This is a genomic window from Methylobacterium sp. Leaf99 (genome assembly GCF_001422375.1).
Lineage (GTDB): Bacteria > Pseudomonadota > Alphaproteobacteria > Rhizobiales > Beijerinckiaceae > Methylobacterium.
Window position 1 is genome coordinate 47,284 of the sequence record NZ_LMMU01000010.1, and the last position, 16,634, is coordinate 63,917.

Consider the following 16,634-nt stretch of genomic DNA (forward strand, 5'->3'; position numbering starts at 1 on the left):
CGCGGCTCAGCGCAAGTAGATCACGCTGTAGAGGCTGCGCCGCAGCTCGTCCTCCCGGAGCCAGACCCGGCCGTTGTCGCAGCGCCGGGCGATGTCCGGCCGCATCCGGGCGCAATACTCGCCGGTGTTGTCTTGGACGAGGTACTGGCACCGGCCCGCCGCCTTGCGCCGGCCGATGACGGCGCTCGAATGGTCGGCGGCGAGATCCGGGTCCTTCGGGTCGCGGTCCTGCAGGATGTACCAGCTGTAGCCGATGGCCGGCGCGCGGCCGTGATCGAGGGCGTAGTCGACCCTGGACAGCAGGCGGGTGATGTCCGTTCGGGCCGGCGGTCGGCCCGCCTCCAGCATCGCCATGAAGTCGAGCTGGTTGGCGGCGACGCGGGCGGAGACCGGCAGCAGGGGCACGGGCAGGGGCTCGCGCCGGCACAGGGCGTCGACCCGTCGCAGCCACGCGTCGTTGAAGGCGTCCGCCCGCCGCGACCGGAGTTTGTCCACCGTCGCGCCGACGCGGCGCAGGCACTGGTTCGGCGCACGAACGGGGGCGCTGAAGCGCAGGGCCGCGTAGGTGGGGCCGAAATGGGCGTAGCCCTCGTGCGAGGGCAGGTCGCGCTCCGCGCACAAGCCGCCGAGGTTGTAGAGCAGGGCGGCGGCATCCTCCTCGCCGCCCTCCAGCTTGTCGAAATAGGGCTGCAGGCCCGGGTTGCCGACGGGGTTGATGTCGGCGGCGTTCCGGCCCCAGGCGATGTCGGCGGGGTAGCCCGGATGCGCCCGGAGATGCGCCCGCAGGGCCGGATCGGGCAGAGCTTCGAGGCGGGCCGGATCGGCGAAGTAGAACTTGCCGGCCACGTCCAGGGGCGACACCGCCCGGCCGACGCGTTGGGAGATCATGTCGGCGGTGGCATAGGCGAAGCAGATGGCGCTGTCGCCCTGCCCGACGGGGATCTCGGCGGGTCTGGGCGAGATCAGGGGACCGCCCGGAAGCCGGTGGGTGCCGGGCGGCATGGCGATCCGCACCGGGGCGCAGGCGGCGTTGCGCACGTAGCGCGGGGTCGCGGGCAGGATGCGCGGATCGACGCCCTGCGCCGGCGTGGCCGATCCTGCCACGAGGAGCAGGAGCAGCGCGCCGCAGGCCGACCGGACGTTTCCTGCGCGCCCGGCTCGTTTCACGTCCCGCTCGAACATTTTCGGCCTATCCCTGCGGGTCCACCCTCGGGCTCGCTAAACCATCGGCCCGCGCAGGGGAATTCGGTTCTCGCCGGAGGCCCCCGAACAACGCATCGGCTGGTTCGGCGGGGTTGCGTGCGCTTCGACACGTCACGCCAAGCTGACGCTCCCCATCTGTAGTTCAGACAGAGAGAAACGAACCGGTTCGTCGGTTCGACCTGCAGAGGAAACAGAGTATCACAATGAAGACCCGTATCGCCGCCATCGCCGCCGCTCTCGTGCTTGGCGTTGCTCCGATCTCGTCTGCCATGGCATTCGAAAACACCGCGCGCTACACCGCGTTCACCCCCTATGACGTCGAGACCACGGGTTCGGTCGATGCCGCGCCCCGCACTCCGTCCCATGGCGGCTGCCCGATGAATTCGGCCGCCGAGGGCAACGCCAACCAGCAGAACTTCCCCGTGATGCAGTACGGCCAGACCTCGGGCGGAAACCGTTGCTGATCCGGGCACGGGAGGTGACACCCATGGTCCTGAAGGGCTTTTCCTACGCGATGATCGGCGCCTTCGCGGGCGGCCTGGTCTTCACTATCGTCGGCGCATCCCAGGCGATGCTGAGCCTGTAAAGGCTCGGCCAACGGCACGGAGATTGGACGGACGGGCGGCGGAGCGAAGGTTCCGCCGTTTTCGCGCGCGGGCTCGAAGCTCTCCCGTTACCTGCATCACGTGTCGTCCGCCGCGTCCTCCAGCACGCCCCGCATCTGATCCAGGCAGCCCTGGAGGATGTAGGCCGCCGCCAGCTTGTCGACGACATCGCCGCGCTTGGCCCGGGAGGCGTCGGCGGCGATGAGGGCGCGGGTGACGGCGGCGGTGGACAGGCGCTCGTCGCAGAACAGCACCGGCAGGTCGAGGAGCGGCTTGAGGTTGCGCACGAAGGAGCGGGTCGACTGCACCCGCGGGCCCTCGCTGCCGTCCATGTTGAGGGGCAGGCCCATGACGAGGCCGCCGACGCCGTGGGTCTCGCAGAGCTGGCGCAGGCGAGCGACGTCGGGGGTGAACTTGACCCGGCGGATGGTCTCGAGGGGCGAGGCGATCTGGCGTCCGACATCCGACAGGGCGAGCCCGATGGTCTTGGTCCCCAGATCGATGCCAATGAGGCGGCGCCCGCCCCGCGACGCCTCCGCGAAGGCGCGGATCTCGGCCTCGGTCATGTCTGTCGCTCCCCGGTGATCCGCCGGTCCTGATCGATCCGTGGCCCGGTGGCAATCCGGGGCCTCGGACGTCAGGGCAGGGGGCGGTCAATGCGTGGCGGGGGCCGGGTCGTCGCCGGCGAAGGTCGAGGGCAGGGGGGCGGCCCCCATCCCGAGGATGCCGCGCACGGCCGGGCCCTGCACCCGCCGCAGGAGATCGCCGAGGTCGGCCCCACCGAAGCGAACGGATTCGAGGTCGGCGCCCATCACCCAGATCTCGTATTCGGGCCGATCCGGGACGACGTCCCAGAACAGGAACTCGCCGGCCTCCGAGCGGCCGAAGAAGCAGGCCCGCTCCACCACGGTGGGATCGTCCCCCTCGACCTCGAAGCGGTGCTCGGGGTGGTCGGCGAGGACCGCCCCGATGCTGTGGGCCATGAGCTCCGCGCCGGCGACGAGATCGGTGTCCGGATCGGGGCCGGGCGTCAGGATGCGGACATGTCCGGCGGCGAGGCCGGCGCCCCAGCGCCGGCAGAAGTCGCGGTAGGAGGCGGGCAGGGGAAAGCCCAGCGCCGCCTCGGCGCGCGCGAGATCCGCCTCCCCCGAGACCGGTCCGGCCACGCCGTGCGCGAACACCGTTTCCCACATTTTCCCGTCTCCGCCCGCATTAAGGTTAAGAATACGCAACCCTGGCCTTGCCGGGATCGCCCCGCTCATAGCATCGTTAACAATGCGTTAATGCCGTGGGTGCCGCGTATGACTCGAGTCCGAACGATCCGTTCCGCCCTGGCCGGCGTCGTCCCCGCGATGCCGTTCCGGCACAAGCTGATGCTGCTCCTGGCCGTCGAACTCGTCGCCGTCGGCTTCCATCAGGCCGAGCGCAATCCCTATCGCCCCGGGATCACCGTCGAGGTGCCCGACCGCTCCACCCATGTCATCACCTGAGGACAGGTCGGCACCCAGGGGATCCTTGCCCGAGATCACCCGGCGTTGCGAGCGCGCGAAGGCGGGTGCTATAGCCCGGCCATCCTTCGTCGCGGCCCCATGGGGGCCTGACGCATCCTCCTGGGGGCTCAAGGCAGCATGTCGGTCGACGCAACGACGGTGAGGCGCATCGCGCATCTGGCGCGCATCGCGGTGAGCGAGGACGAGGTCGCCCCGCTCCAGGGTGAACTCAACGCGATCCTGGCCTTCGTCGAGCAACTCGGCGCCGTCGACGTGACCGGCGTCGAGCCGATGACGTCGGTCACCCCCATGGCGATGAAGAAGCGCACCGATACGGTGACGGAGGGCGGCCACGCCCACGACATCGTCTTCAACGCCCCCGAGACCGAGGACAATTACTTCCTGGTGCCGAAGGTGGTCGAGTAGCGCCGCCCCCGTGTTTCGTGATGCCTCCCGGCAGGATCGTTCGGCGCCGAGACCGGCGACGGGGTTCGCCGGGATCTTGAGGACTGGACGCCCATGACCACCCTGAACGAACTCACCCTGGCGGAGGCCCGCGACGGGCTCAAGGCCAAGGATTTCTCCGCCCATGAGCTCACCCAGGCGCATCTCGCCGCCATGGAGAAGGCGCGCGGCCTCAACGCCTACATCCTGGAAACGCCCGAGCGGGCGCTCACCATGGCAAATGTCGCCGATACGAAAATCGCCGCTGGCGAGGCCCGCCCCCTGGAGGGCATTCCGCTCGGCATCAAGGACCTGTTCTGCACCCACGGCGTTGCCACCACCGCCGGCTCCAAGATCCTCGAAGGCTTCCAGCCGCACTACGAATCGGCCGTGACCCACAACCTCTGGCGCGACGGCGCCGTGATGCTGGGCAAGCTCAACCTCGACGAGTTCGCCATGGGCTCGTCCAACGAGACCTCGGCCTACGGCGACGTGGTCTCGCCCTGGCGCCGGAATGGTTCCGACACCAGGCTGGTGCCGGGCGGCTCGTCGGGCGGGTCCGCCGCGGCGGTCGCCGCGCACCTGTGCCTCGGCGCCACCGCCACGGACACCGGCGGCTCCATCCGCCAGCCCGCCGCCTTCACCGGCACGGTCGGCATCAAGCCGACCTACGGGCGCTGCTCGCGCTGGGGCACCGTGGCCTACGCTTCGTCCCTCGATCAGGCCGGTCCCATCGCCCGGACCGTGCGCGACTGCGCCATCCTGCTCGGCTCCATGGCCGGTCAGGATTCTCGCGACACCACCTGCGCCGATCTCCCGGTGCCGGACTTCGAGGCGGCGGTGGCGCGCGGCGTGAAGGGTCTCACCATCGGGATTCCGAAGGAGTACCGGGTCGAGGGCATGTCCGCCGAGATCCAGGCGCTCTGGGACAAGGGCGCCGCGATGCTGAAGGACGCCGGCGCCACCATCCGCGAAATCTCCCTACCGCACACCCCCTACGCCCTGCCGGCCTACTACATCGTCGCCCCGGCCGAGGCTTCCTCGAACCTCGCCCGCTACGACGGCGTGCGCTACGGCCTGCGGGTGCCCGGCAAGGACATCGCCGGGATGTACGAGAACACCCGCGCGGCGGGCTTCGGCCGCGAGGTCAAGCGCCGGATCATGATCGGCACCTACGTGCTGTCGGCCGGCTACTACGACGCCTATTACGTCCGCGCCCAGAAGATCCGCACCCTGATCAAGCGCGATTTCGAAGAGGCCTACGCATCGGGCATCGACGCGATCCTGACGCCCGCGACCCCGTCCGCCGCCTTCGGCTTAGGCGAGAAGGGCTCGGGCGATCCCGTGGAGATGTACCTGCAGGACGTGTTCACCATCACGGTGAACATGGCGGGGCTCCCCGGCCTCTCGGTGCCGGCGGGACTCGACGCGCAGGGCCTGCCCCTCGGCCTCCAGCTCATCGGCCGGCCCTTCGACGAGGAGACCCTGTTCGCCGCCGCTCAGGTGATCGAGACCGCCGCCGGGCGCACGAAGCTGCCGGCCGCGTGGTGGGCATGAAAGCGCGGTCATGACCGTCCCGGTTTATGTCTTCAACGACTGGATCTGGGCCGCGTTCGATCCCGTTCTGATCGCCATCGCGCTGGTCATGGGCTGGAAGTCGGATCAGTTCGTGAAGGTCATCCTCGTGTCGCTGATGGCCTTCTCGGTCTCGGTGCTGGTGTCGTGGGGTGTCACGGCCATCGGCATCCCCTGGCCGGCGCCGGTGAGCCACGACGGACCGACCTTCTTCCCGATCCGCTGGATCGCCGGATTCCTGTGGGGCACCCTGGGCTTCCTGGCGCACCAGCTCTATCGCCTGCGCGCTTGACCGCGCCGGCCGGCACTTTCACTCTTCCGGCGCTCACCCGCGCTCCGCAACGCTGAACCTGGGCCATCATGACCGCCTCCGTGAACCCAAAAAAGCTCATCAAGGGCGGCCTGCACGACTGGGAGGTCGTGATCGGCATGGAGATCCATGCCCAGGTCACGAGCCGCTCCAAGCTGTTCTCCGGCGCCTCCACCGAATTCGGGGCCGAGCCCAATGACCACGTCTCCCTCGTGGACGCCGCCATGCCGGGCATGCTCCCCGTCATCAACGAGGAATGCGTCGCCCAGGCCGTGCGCACGGGCCTCGGACTCAAGGCCCAGATCAACCACCGCTCAGTGTTCGACAGAAAGAACTACTTCTACCCGGACCTGCCGCAGGGCTACCAGATCTCCCAGTTCAAGGACCCCATCGTCGGCGAGGGCACGGTGCTGGTCGACCTGCCCGACGGGGAGACGATCACCGTGGGCGTCGAGCGGCTGCACCTGGAGCAGGACGCGGGCAAATCCCTGCACGACCAGAACCCGACCCAGAGCTTCGTCGACCTCAACCGCTCGGGCGTCGCCCTGATGGAGATCGTCTCGCGGCCGGATCTGCGCTCGTCGGAGGAGGCGCGCGCCTACGTGACCAAGCTGCGCACCATCCTGCGCTATCTCGGCACCTGCGACGGCGACATGGAGAAGGGCTCGCTCCGGGCCGACGTCAACGTCTCCGTGCGCCTGCCCGGCGACCCCCTCGGCACCCGCTGCGAGATCAAGAACGTCAACTCGATCCGCTTTATCGGCCAGGCCATCGAGGTCGAGGCGCGGCGCCAGATCGCGATCATCGAGGATGGCGGCACCATCTCGCAGGAGACCCGCCTGTTCGATCCGGGCAAGGGCGAGACCCGCTCCATGCGCTCCAAGGAAGAGGCGCACGATTACCGCTACTTCCCCGACCCCGATCTGCTGCCCCTCGAATTCGATCAGGCTTACGTGGATCGCCTCGCCGAGGGCCTGCCCGAACTGCCCGACGCCAAGAAGGCGCGCTTCATCGAGTCCTACGGTCTGAGCCCCTACGATGCCGGCGTGCTCATCGCCGAGCGGTCGTCGGCCGACTATTACGAGGCGGTGGCCAAGGGCCGTGACGGCAAGGCCGCGGCGAACTGGGTGATCAACGAGCTGTTCGGCCGCCTCAACAAGGAGGGCCGGGACATCGAGACCAGCCCGGTCTCGGCCGATCAGCTCGGCGCCGTGGTCGACCTCATCGGCGAGGGCGTGATCTCCGGCAAGATCGCCAAGGACCTGTTCGAAATCGTCTGGTCCGAGGGCGGCGATCCGCGCGCGCTCGTCGAATCCCGCGGCATGAAGCAGGTGACCGACACCGGCGCCATCGAGGCGGCCATCGACGCCATCATCGCGAAGAACCCCGACAAGGTGACCCAGGCCAAGGAAAAGCCGACCCTGCTCGGCTGGTTCGTCGGCCAGACCATGAAGGCCACGGGCGGCAAGGCCAACCCGGCGGCGGTGAACGCCCTGCTGAAGGCCAAGCTCGGGATCGAGTAGGGGTATCTACCGCCAAGAAGGATGACGTGGCGGCGTTCCGGGCCCTGCGCCTGGATGGCCTCGCTCGGCACCCGGCGGCGTTCGGTGGGTCGTGGGAGGTGGACCGGGCAGCCGCTCGCGCGGTTCTCTGCGCCCCTGGACGGGCAAGCCGTGTTCGGCGCTTGGCGCCGAAGGACGAACTGTCGGGATCGCCGGACTCTACGTGTTCGAGGCGCCCCAGCTCCGACACAGGGGCACGCTCTTGGGTCTGTTCGTTGAGGCCGGACGCCGCGCGGCGCTGGCCTTGGCTCGGCGCTGCTTGCAGACGTGCTCGCCCATGCGGCCGAATGTGTTGAGGATGTCGGTCTGTCCGTCGCCGCCGCCAATCATGGGGCCATCCGGCGCTATGCGGCAGCCGGATTTATGCCGTACGGCCTGGAGCCACGCGCCCTGAAGGTCAACAATGGATTCTACGACGCAGTCTTGATGGTTCTTGCTCTCAGCCGCCAAAGTTGAACAAAGCAACCGGCGGCGGAAGCAGTCGAGGTGGGGCTTTTCGCGTGTTCGAAGTCGTGCCGTGAAGGCCGCTTCTGCGCCCCGGTGACCGCTTCCGTCCCGTGATTCGCGTCTTCGCTGCTCGGGTCCGGATCGAATTAGGCTCGGATCGTCGCCGCAGCGTGCTGCTGGGGTGGAGTCATGCTCGTCTCCCGCGATTCGGTTGGCCGCAATCGAACGTAAACGCCGCTGCTGGTCACCTCGTTGCTTTGTCTGTGCTTGCCTTGCGAAGCACAACGACAGACTGCGACTGCCGGGGGAAAGCGTCAACCCCCTATTTGCCGGCTCCATCGAAAGTCTTCCGCCGCGATGGACGGCGACCGCGAAACGTCGTTACCGATCAGTGTCTTGGTGCCGGTCCGCACCGCGGACATCACGGGCTCGGCGCCGGTGCCGCCCAGCCCGAGAAGCGCTGACGCAGGGCCGTCCACCACTTGCGCCGGTGGTCGCCGGCCTCGCCCACGGAGACCGTGGCGGTCATGCCGGCCACCAGGGTCACGCCCTCGGGCACGCGCTCGATGCGCACCCGCACGGGCACGCGCTGGGCGAGGCGCACCCAGGTGTAGACGGGATCGACGCTGGGCAGCCCCTGCGTGCTCGGCGCCGCGTTGGCGATGCTGATGCCGAGGGTGATGCTCTCGACCCGGCCCCGGATGAGGGGATCGTAGCCCAAAAGCTCGGCCGAGACGGGGTCGCCCACATGGATATGGGCCATCTTCGTCTCCTCGAAGTAGCCGTCGATCCAGAACGAGTCCGTGTCGATCACCGCGATGTTCACGGTGCCGGTGGTGGCGTAGTCGCCGACCCGCAGGAGCAGGTTGGTGACCCGGCCGTTCACGGGCGCGCGCACCTCCGTGCGGGTGCGGTTGATCTTGGCCTGGGACAGCTGCGCCTTGGCCGAGGCGAGGGCGGCCTCGGCGATCTTGGCGGTGCCGGCGAATTGCTGCTTCTCCTCGACGGAGGTCGAGAGGGTGGTGAGCGCCTCGCGCCGCGCGGCCTGGGTGCGCTTGACCTGGAGGTCGGCCTCGCGGTTGTCCATCTCGGCTTCGGCCGACGCGATGGCGACGTCGAAGTCGAACGGGTCGATGACGTAGAGCACGTCGCCCTTCCGCACCGCCTGGTTGTCGGTGACCCTCAGCTCCACGATCTGGCCCGAGACCTGGGGGGCGACGCTGGCCACCTGCACGCGCACCCGGCCGTCGCGGGTCCAGGGCGCGGTGACGTAGAACTGCCAGACCAGGGCCGCCGCCACGAAGGCGCAGGCCAGGATCAACCCGGTGGCGAGGACGCGCAGGAACCGCCGTGGCCGGCGGACCTTCTTGGGAGCCTTGGCCGGCTGCGCCTTTCGGTCGGCATCTTGGGATTCGTCGGACATCGTCAGAGGAACACGATCAGGAGGGCGAGGATGCAGACGTAGAGGCTGGCCTCCGCGAGCGGCGGATTGGCGACGTAGCGGCTGAAGCGGAGGCGGTTGAAGGCGACGCGCAGGAGCATCAGGATCGCGAGGGCGCCGGCGGCGTAGGCGACGAAGGGCGAGACGAGGACGCCGCCGAAATCGAGGTCTTGACGCATCAGGCGGCTTTCAGTCCGAGGCGGCGCAGGAACCGTCCCTGCGTGGCGGCGACGTTGGCGAGGGTGGCGAGATCGCTCGCCGCCCGGGCGATGGCGAGGCGCGTCGGCCGGTCGGCCTGCGGGCCGGCGGCCAGCAGACCGCGCGCGGACGCCGCGATGGCCCGCCCGTCGACGGCCCTGATCCCGTCCCGGGCCGCCTCGGCGGCGCGCGCCAGGGCCGGGTCGCCTGCGAGGTCGCGCAGCTGCGCGTGGGCGCGGGCGGCCGCCGCCTCCATCCGGGCGAGGTCGAAGGCCCGGTCGAGGCTCGCCGCCCGCACGGCGCCGCTCCGCGAGCTCCACTGCGAGAACTGGAGCAGGCGGTCGCTGTTGAGGCTGGTGCGGGTGGTGGCGTCACCGCCCGCGCCGGCCAGCGCCTCGATGAGGGCGCGCCGCGCCGAATCGAGGGCGAAGGCCCGGTGCCGGGAAGCCGAGATCGGCAGCACCACCCGCACGGTGACGAACAGGATGAGGGCCGCCATCACCACCAGCAGGGCGTTGGCGAAGAAGGTCTGCGGGTCGTAGGTCTGCGGGTTGGCGGGCGACAACAGGACGGGGAAGAACACCAGCAGGATGAAGCCGACGCCGAAGGTCGGCGGATTGAGGCTGAGGAAGCAGGCCGTGAACACCACGGGCGCGATGGCGATGGCGAGCAGGGGAAACCCCTGCACCCCGGCGAGCAGCCCGAACAGCACGATGCCGGCGCAGAGGGCGGCCAGGGGCATGCCGATGAGCACGCCCCGGGCGAACGCCTTCGGGTCCGGCGTGATGGAGGACAACGCGCAGGTGGCGGCCACCTGGACCAGGGCGAAGGAGGTGGCCGGCCAGCCCGCGAAGATGAGGAAGAGGGCCGTCGTCCCGAAGGCGATGCCCACCCGCGCCGCGCCCCGCAGGGCCACGGGAAAATCGCGGTGGGTCGGCAGGGGCACGTCGCGCAGGGGGCGGTCGCCGGTGGTGAGCGCCTCGACCCCGTCCTGCGCGAAGACGGCGTTCCGGGCGAAATCAACGGCGCGCTGCAGGGCCAGGATCTCGCCGAGATCGGCACCGCGCCCGACGGTGTCCGCGAGACCATCACGCAGGCGCTCGGCCGCCTGGACGGCCGAGTCCCGCGAACCGTCGCGGGTGAGGGCGAGGCAGAGGGCGCGGGCCTCCGCCACGGCCGGGCCGGGGCTCGCGAGCCGATCGGCGGCGGCCGTGAAAGCGCGGGCGGAGGCCGCCATGGCGTAGAGGGCCGCGATGGTGCTGCGGGCCCCGGCGGCGCGGTTGGGACCGTCGTCGAGCTCGCCCGCGATGGCGCTGGCATCGCCCCGCATGGCGGCGATGCGGCGGATGAGGGCGCTCGCGCGCTCCGATCCGGGATCGCCCGCCGCGAGGGTGTCGCGGGCGAAGGTCCGGGTCGCCGCGACGGCGCCGTCGAGGGTGCCCCGCAGGGCGCGCCACGTGCTGGGGGAGGCGAGGGCATCGTTGATGAAGGTGATGGCGACGATGCCGATGGTGATCGCCGCCACCCGGTCCACGGCTGCGTCGAACACCGCCTGCGGCGCATCGATATGCGCGATGGCGATGATCGCCACGGTGTAGCCCGAGAGCATCGCCCCGTAGGCCCGGGTGTCCTGCAGGAAGTGGGCGGTGAAGACGCACAGCATCAGCCACGTCGCGCACGACACCAGCAGCAGCACCCGGTCCTGCGCGAACAGGGCGATGAGCACGATGGCCACCACGGCGCCGACGATGGTCCCGACGAAGCGGTAGAGGGCCTTCGACAGGGCCTGCCCGCGCTTGGGCTGGGCCAGGATCGCCACGCAGACCATGGCCGAGGAGGCGCCCGAGAGCTGGAGCCAGAACGCGGCGTAGAGGGCCAGCACCATGGCGAGCCAGATCCGCAGGGCGAAAGCCCAGGCGGAGGGTGGCGGCACCACCCGGTCGGCGAAGGCGAGGCTGCGGTCGAGGAGGGAGGGCGCACCCGGCGCCGCCTCGCTCATGCGGGGCGCGATCCGGCCGTCGCCGCGTCCGGGGCGCGTCCGGCGACCCGAGCCTGCCACAGGCACAGGAGCGGCGTGACGAGGAGTTCCACGGCCAGCGCCGCCATCATGGTAAGCGAAGGCAGGCCGGTCAGCGCCAGGCCGAGGAGCCGGGCGAGGCCGCCCAGCCCCACCACCAGGGTGAGGAACCGGACCAAGCCGGTCTTGGCCTCGATCCCCGGCACGCAGGTCCAGAACAGGATGCCGATGCCCATGTGCAGGCCCGACAGGTAGCGGTAATGGCTGTCGGCGGAGACATCGACGAGGCCGCCCGCACTCCCGAGACCGAACAGGACGCCGTAGAGGCCCGACACGACGGGCACGAGGGCGACGGCCGCCACCACCCGCTGCAACGCCTGTCGCTCCCGCATCGTCCCGTTCCGTCCCTCGCGAACGCCGTTCGATCCCTACGGGATGGCGGCGTTCCGCTTCGCTCACCCGCCCGACGGCAAACCAGGGCAGGCGCTCAAGCGTTCCAGCCCCGGACGCGCCGTCAGGCCTTCTGCTCCTTGAGCCGCTTCACGCATTTGCTGAAGTATTGCGGCCATTTCGGACCCTTGGCGGCCTTGTCGGCCACGGAGAGCGCGCGCCATTCCGCGCCGCAGGTCTTCTGGCGCTGGCGCGCCGCGCTCTGGCTCACGCTCGGCTCCTTGGCGGTGGCATCCGGCTCCTTGGCGAGAACCGGTTGGGCCAGCAGCAGCGGAGCGGCGAGGCAGGCGACCAGGATGGAACGGAACGGCATCGTGACAACCCTCGATTGCGGACTTGCCCGTCGCGCGGCGGGCGGGACGCATCACACCCACAACCACAGGGTTCGGCAAGAGCCCTCTTCACGGGACAAGCCTTTTCCGGGGCGGCGGGGCCGCGATCCACCGCGGGCCCGCTTCCCGCAACCATCGGCTGGCGTTCCGGTTTGATCCGGCACATGAAGGCTGCTCAACCTTGGCCGGGATGATCCGCATGGCACACGCTCCGGGAAAACCCATCGACGTCCACACCTGGAGCACGCCCAACGGCTGGAAGATCCCGATCATGCTGGAGGAGTGCGGCCTGCCCTACCGGGTGGTGCCGGTGAACATCGGCCGGGGCGACCAGATGGCGCCGGACTTCCTCGCGATCTCGCCGAACAACAAGATCCCGGCCATCGTCGATCCAGACGGGCCGGACGGCCAACCGATCACCATCTTCGAATCGGGGGCGATCCTGCAGTATCTCAGCCGCAAGACCGGGTGCTTCCTCCCCGCCGACGAGCGCGCGCGGGTGACGGTCGAGGAGTGGCTGATGTGGCAGGTGGCGGGCTTCGGCCCGATGCTCGGCCAGACCCACCATTTCCGCATCTACGCGCAGGAGAAGATTCCCTACGCCATCGAGCGGTTCACCACGGAGGCCCAGCGCCTCTACGGCGTCCTCGATCGCCAGCTCGCCGGCCGGGACTACGTGGCGGGCGAGCTCTCCATCGCCGACATCGCGATCCTGCCGTGGGCGAAGTACCACGAGAAGCAGGGCGTCGATCTCGCCGACCTGCCCGACGTGCGGGCCTGGATCGCCCGGATGCTGGCGCGTCCGGGCGTGCAGCGCGGATTCGCGGCGATCTGAGGGGAGGGCTCGGGCCCTCCCCGCGGGGCTTACTGCTCCGCCGGCGCGGCCTTGTCCGCCGGCGCGGCTTTGGCGGCCGGCTTGAGAGCCGCCTTCGCGGCGGGCTTCGGGGCCGGGGCGGCCGTCTCGCCAGCGGCGTTGGCGGCCTGCTGGTTCACGTCCGGCACCCGGGTCCAGGTCTGCGAGCCGCACAGGATCTTCAGGAGGCAGCCGGAGACCGACAGTTCCGCGGCGCTCTCGCGCTCCAGGCTGACCTGGTACAGCTTGCCCTCGTCGGCATTGTAGATCTCGCCGGAGAACTTCGCTTCCTCGGGCTTGAGGTTGTCGAGGAGGGTGAGGCCCAGCGCCGGCCGGCCGCGCTTCTTCGGATCGGGGTTCTTGATGTCCGTGCGCGGGGTGCCGTCCTCGGTGTTGGGCGACTTCAGCCAGACCACCTTGCCGCAGATGTTGGCGCCCGCCGGGCCGCAGCGGTCGATGCGGACCTTGGCGCGGCCGTCGCCCGTGAGCCAGGTACCCGAGGGGTCCTGGGCCGGCGCGGCGAGGGCCGGCGCGACCTGGATGGCGGTGAGGCCGGAAAGGAGGAAGGCGGCAGTCAGGGCGACGCGCATGGGCTGGTCTCCGTCGAACGGCGGCAGGGGGTGGTGTCGTTGACCCCAGAAAGCCCGCGCAATCGGGCGAATTTCCGGCACTGTTGCGCTCAAGCCATGGCCAAGGTGTTTTTGCCCTCGGGTTGAGGGGCGGGGGCACCCCCGCTATAAGCCCGGCGCCGGGGCCTCAGTCTCGGCCCCAGAATCAGAACCGGACGCATTCATGGCCACCGAGCGCACCTTCTCCATCCTCAAGCCCGACGCGACGAAGCGGAACCTGACCGGCGCGGTCAATGCCGTGATCGAGAAGGCGGGCCTGCGCATCGTCGGCCAGCGCCGCATCCAGATGAGCCGTGCCCAGGCCGAGAAGTTCTACGAGGTCCACAAGGAGCGCCCGTTCTTCGGCGAGCTCGTCGATTTCATGATCTCCGGTCCCGTGGTCGTGCAGGTCCTCGAGGGCGAGAACGCCATCGCCCGCTACCGTGAGGTCATGGGCGCCACCAACCCGGCCAATGCCGACGAGGGCACCATCCGCAAGACCTTCTCCGAGTCGGTGGGCGAGAACACCGTCCACGGGTCCGACAGCGCCGAGAACGCCAAGCTCGAGATCGCGCAGTTCTTCCAGGATTCCGACATCGTCGGCTGAGTCGCTTCGCCGCGCGTCGCCTCCTCCCTTGGGCCGGTCCCTCGGGCCGGCGGCGCGTGGCGGTATTTGCCGCCACGCTGTGGCTGCGCTGCCCTTGCGCGGCCTTGAGGGCTCCGTGAAACCGGGTCGTTTCCCGAATCGCTTTCACGGACCCGTCACACCATGCGCCTCCTCGCTCCGCGCACCGGCCGGCTTCTGCTCGCCGCCGGCCTCCTCGCCGCGCTCGCCGCCTGCAATGCCAACAAGGCCGGCCCGACGGCCGAGCTCGCCGGCTACACCCCCGATCCGGCCCTGAAGACCGCCTCGGCGAACAACCTCACCGGCCGCGTGCGCCACGCCTGCGCCGTGACCCAGGCCAGGCTCCAGAACGTCTCCGAGGTCTCGCTCGCCCGTCCGTGCGGCTGCTACGCCCAGCGCACCCTGGCGAGCCTCGATCAGGGCGAGCTCGCCGCCTACCGCACCACCGGCTACTTCAACGATTCGGCCCGCGCCAAGGCGCTCTCGGCCCTCGACAGCTGCCAGCTGCCGCGCCCGGCCTGATCCCGCCGCAGGGCGGACCCGCCGTGCAGGTCCGCCCTTGCAGGTCCGCCCTTCGTCCGAGGCTTCTATTCCCGAAGACTGAGCAGGGCGCCGTCCGCCCGGCGCACGGTGTCCGAGAAAACCACCCGGTCGCCGTCGAGGCGCGCATGGCCCGAGGCGATGAGCGCCAGGGCCGCCGGGTAGAGCCGGTGCTCCTCCACCAGGATGCGGGCGGCCAGGGCGTCGGCATCGTCGCCGGGCAGGACCGGCACGGCGGCCTGGGCGACGATGGGCCCGGCATCGAGTTCCGGCACCACGTAATGCACCGTGCAGCCGTGCAGGCGCACCCCGGCGGCGAGCGCCTGCTCGTGGGTGTGCACGCCCTTGAACAGGGGCAGCAGGGACGGATGGATGTTGATCATCCGCCCGGCCCAGGCCTCGACGAAGCCGGCGGAGAAGATCCGCATGAAGCCGGCCAGGCACACGAGGTCGATATCGGCGGCGACGAGTTCGGCGTGGAGCGCCCCGTCGAAGGCCGCCCGGCTCGGATAGGCCTTGTGGTCGAGGGCGCGGGTCGGGATGCCGGCCGCCGCCGCCGTGGCGAGGCCCCCGGCGTCGGGCCGGTTGGAAGCGACCAGCACGATCTCGGCGGGATAGTCGGCCGCCGTAGCCGCCGCGATGAGCGAGGCCATGTTCGAGCCGCGTCCCGAAATCAGGATCGCGACCCGGGTTTTTTTCGAAATCGACATCAGCACGGCACTGTCAAAACGTGAGCCGGCCTTCGAACGTCACGGGCTCGGGGCCGCGCGCGGTGATCCGGCCGAGGCGCACGGGCGAGGCGCCGCCGAGATCCAGCGCCTTCGAGACGGCGCCGACGCTGTCGGGCGCCACCACCACCACCATGCCGATGCCGCAGTTGAAGGTGCGCAGCATCTCGGATTCGGCGACCTCGCCGATCTCGGCGAGCCAGCCGAACACCGGCGGGGGCATGATCGCGTCGAGGTCGATGGCGATGCCGACCCCGTCGGGCAGCACGCGGGGCAGGTTGTCGGGAAAGCCCCCACCGGTGATGTGCGCCAGCGCCTTGATCCCGTCCGTGGATTTCAGGGCGGCGAGCAGGGGCTTCACGTAGATGCGGGTCGGCTCGAGGAGGGCTTCGCCGAGGGTCCGGATCGGCTCGAACGGGGCCGGGTCGTCGTAGGACAGGCCGCTCTTCTCGACGATGCGGCGCACCAGCGAGAAGCCGTTGGAATGGACCCCGGAGGAGGGCAGGCCGAGGACCACGTCGCCCGGCACGATGTTGCCGCGCGGCAGCAGGGTGCCGCGCTCCGCCGCCCCCACGCTGAAGCCGGCGAGATCGTAGTCGGCGCCGTCGTAGAGGCCCGGCATCTCGGCGGTCTCGCCGCCGATGAGGGCGCAGCCGGCCAGCCGGCAGCCCGCCGCGATGCCGCGCACGATATCGGTGCCGACGCCCGGCACCAGCTTGGCGGTGGCGTAGTAATCGAGGAAGAACAGCGGCTCGGCGCCCTGGACGATGATGTCGTTGACGCACATGGCGACGAGATCGATGCCGATGGTGTCGTGGCGGTTCGTCTCGATGGCGATCTTCACCTTGGTGCCGACGCCGTCATTGGCCGCCACCAGGATCGGATCGCGGAACCCCGCCGCCTTGAGGTCGAACAGGCCGCCGAACCCGCCGATCTCGGCATCCGCCCCCGGCCGGCGCGTGGCCCGCACCAGCGGCTTGATCGTCTCGACCATGGCGTTGCCGGCGTCGATGTCGACGCCGGCCTCCGCGTAGGTCATTCCCTTGTGTTCGGCCGTCATCGGCACCTCGTCTCAACGTCCCGTTCGGCCTGCTCTAGCGGGTCGGGGCGGTCTCGGCGAGGGGTTGCGAACGACTCCGGCATCCGACACCGGGGGCATCGCCCCGACGCCGCCGTTCGAGGGGCGGTCGACCCGGACTCGTCCGG

The 16,634-nt window shown here is 70.1% G+C and carries 20 protein-coding genes and 1 pseudogene; 10 read left to right on the plus strand and 11 right to left on the minus strand.

Translation table 11 applies throughout. The annotated features are described in order from the left end of the window. Positions 1-6: 6 nt before the first annotated feature. Positions 7-1,182 (minus strand): hypothetical protein, encoded by a 1,176-nt coding sequence (locus ASF28_RS18195; protein WP_056095997.1) that lies wholly within the window; start codon positions 1,180-1,182, stop codon positions 7-9. 224 nt (positions 1,183-1,406) lie between these two features. Between ASF28_RS18195 and ASF28_RS18200 the strand changes: the two genes are divergently transcribed. Next, a complete protein-coding gene (locus tag ASF28_RS18200) occupies positions 1,407-1,667 on the plus strand; it encodes a hypothetical protein (RefSeq protein ID WP_056096000.1) in 261 nt (86 codons plus the stop codon). A 218-nt stretch (positions 1,668-1,885) separates the two neighbouring features. Here the strand turns inward: ASF28_RS18200 and ruvX are convergent, their stop codons facing one another. Further along, positions 1,886-2,374, minus strand: coding sequence for a Holliday junction resolvase RuvX (gene ruvX / locus ASF28_RS18205; RefSeq protein WP_056096003.1), 489 nt, complete (start codon positions 2,372-2,374; stop codon positions 1,886-1,888). An 87-nt stretch (positions 2,375-2,461) separates the two neighbouring features. Next, complete coding sequence (locus ASF28_RS18210) at positions 2,462-3,001, minus strand: SMI1/KNR4 family protein (protein WP_056096006.1); 540 nt, start codon at positions 2,999-3,001, stop codon at positions 2,462-2,464. A gap of 108 nt (positions 3,002-3,109) precedes the next feature. On the opposite strand from ASF28_RS18210, the gene ASF28_RS22635 reads away from it, so the two are divergent. From ASF28_RS22635 to ASF28_RS23760, 6 genes and pseudogenes are all read left to right on the plus strand, one after another. Next, a complete protein-coding gene (locus ASF28_RS22635; RefSeq protein ID WP_157085644.1) occupies positions 3,110-3,298 on the plus strand; it encodes a hypothetical protein in 189 nt (62 codons plus the stop codon). Positions 3,299-3,436: 138 nt separating this feature from the next. Then, positions 3,437-3,724 (plus strand): Asp-tRNA(Asn)/Glu-tRNA(Gln) amidotransferase subunit GatC, encoded by a 288-nt coding sequence (gene gatC, locus ASF28_RS18215; protein WP_056096008.1) that lies wholly within the window; start codon positions 3,437-3,439, stop codon positions 3,722-3,724. Between the two features lie 93 nt (positions 3,725-3,817). Further along, positions 3,818-5,299 carry an Asp-tRNA(Asn)/Glu-tRNA(Gln) amidotransferase subunit GatA gene (gene gatA, locus ASF28_RS18220; protein WP_056096010.1) on the plus strand — a complete coding sequence of 494 codons (1,482 nt, stop codon included), beginning with the start codon at positions 3,818-3,820 and terminating at the stop codon, positions 5,297-5,299. 10 nt (positions 5,300-5,309) lie between these two features. Next, the gene (locus ASF28_RS18225) at positions 5,310-5,609 is read left to right on the plus strand and encodes a hypothetical protein (RefSeq protein ID WP_056096012.1); all 300 of its coding nucleotides are present in this window, start codon (positions 5,310-5,312) and stop codon (positions 5,607-5,609) included. Positions 5,610-5,677: 68 nt separating this feature from the next. After that, entirely contained in the window at positions 5,678-7,150 is a 1,473-nt protein-coding gene (gene gatB / locus ASF28_RS18230; protein WP_056096014.1) for an Asp-tRNA(Asn)/Glu-tRNA(Gln) amidotransferase subunit GatB, read from the plus strand. A 282-nt stretch (positions 7,151-7,432) separates the two neighbouring features. Further along, a pseudogene (locus tag ASF28_RS23760) lies at positions 7,433-7,645 on the plus strand (GNAT family N-acetyltransferase); the annotation flags it as partial. Between the two features lie 412 nt (positions 7,646-8,057). On the opposite strand, the gene ASF28_RS18235 reads toward ASF28_RS23760, so the two are convergent. The 5 genes from ASF28_RS18235 to ASF28_RS18255 all read right to left on the minus strand — a co-directional run bounded on the left by ASF28_RS18235 (position 8,058) and on the right by ASF28_RS18255 (position 12,055). Next, positions 8,058-9,059, minus strand: a complete 1,002-nt coding sequence (locus ASF28_RS18235; RefSeq protein ID WP_056096017.1) for an efflux RND transporter periplasmic adaptor subunit — start codon at positions 9,057-9,059, stop codon at positions 8,058-8,060. A 2-nt stretch (positions 9,060-9,061) separates the two neighbouring features. Beyond that, the gene (locus ASF28_RS18240) at positions 9,062-9,256 is read right to left on the minus strand and encodes a DUF1656 domain-containing protein (protein ID WP_056096020.1); all 195 of its coding nucleotides are present in this window, start codon (positions 9,254-9,256) and stop codon (positions 9,062-9,064) included. Next, on the minus strand, positions 9,256-11,274 hold the full coding sequence (locus ASF28_RS18245; RefSeq protein ID WP_056096024.1) for an FUSC family protein: 2,019 nt from the start codon (positions 11,272-11,274) through the stop codon (positions 9,256-9,258). Before ASF28_RS18245 ends, ASF28_RS18240 begins: the two co-directional genes overlap by 1 nt. Further along, entirely contained in the window at positions 11,271-11,684 is a 414-nt protein-coding gene (locus tag ASF28_RS18250) for a DUF4345 domain-containing protein (protein WP_056096026.1), read from the minus strand. The genes ASF28_RS18245 and ASF28_RS18250 overlap by 4 nt, the downstream gene beginning before the upstream one ends. A gap of 122 nt (positions 11,685-11,806) precedes the next feature. Then, entirely contained in the window at positions 11,807-12,055 is a 249-nt protein-coding gene (locus ASF28_RS18255) for a hypothetical protein (protein WP_056096028.1), read from the minus strand. Between the two features lie 218 nt (positions 12,056-12,273). Between ASF28_RS18255 and ASF28_RS18260 the strand changes: the two genes are divergently transcribed. Further along, positions 12,274-12,909, plus strand: coding sequence for a glutathione S-transferase N-terminal domain-containing protein (locus tag ASF28_RS18260; protein ID WP_056096411.1), 636 nt, complete (start codon positions 12,274-12,276; stop codon positions 12,907-12,909). Between the two features lie 29 nt (positions 12,910-12,938). On the opposite strand, the gene ASF28_RS18265 is transcribed toward ASF28_RS18260, so the two are convergent. After that, the gene (locus ASF28_RS18265) at positions 12,939-13,517 is read right to left on the minus strand and encodes a DUF2147 domain-containing protein (RefSeq protein ID WP_056096030.1); all 579 of its coding nucleotides are present in this window, start codon (positions 13,515-13,517) and stop codon (positions 12,939-12,941) included. Positions 13,518-13,719: 202 nt separating this feature from the next. Between ASF28_RS18265 and ndk the strand changes: the two genes are divergently transcribed. Continuing rightward, on the plus strand, positions 13,720-14,142 hold the full coding sequence (gene ndk, locus ASF28_RS18270) for a nucleoside-diphosphate kinase (RefSeq protein ID WP_056096033.1): 423 nt from the start codon (positions 13,720-13,722) through the stop codon (positions 14,140-14,142). Between the two features lie 162 nt (positions 14,143-14,304). Next, positions 14,305-14,682, plus strand: a complete 378-nt coding sequence (locus ASF28_RS18275) for a hypothetical protein (protein WP_056096036.1) — start codon at positions 14,305-14,307, stop codon at positions 14,680-14,682. Positions 14,683-14,747: 65 nt separating this feature from the next. Here the strand turns inward: ASF28_RS18275 and purN are convergent, their stop codons facing one another. Continuing rightward, complete coding sequence (gene purN / locus ASF28_RS18280) at positions 14,748-15,410, minus strand: phosphoribosylglycinamide formyltransferase (RefSeq protein WP_200912696.1); 663 nt, start codon at positions 15,408-15,410, stop codon at positions 14,748-14,750. Between the two features lie 13 nt (positions 15,411-15,423). Continuing rightward, the gene (gene purM, locus ASF28_RS18285) at positions 15,424-16,488 is read right to left on the minus strand and encodes a phosphoribosylformylglycinamidine cyclo-ligase (protein WP_056096041.1); all 1,065 of its coding nucleotides are present in this window, start codon (positions 16,486-16,488) and stop codon (positions 15,424-15,426) included. Between the last annotated feature and the right edge of the window lie 146 nt (positions 16,489-16,634).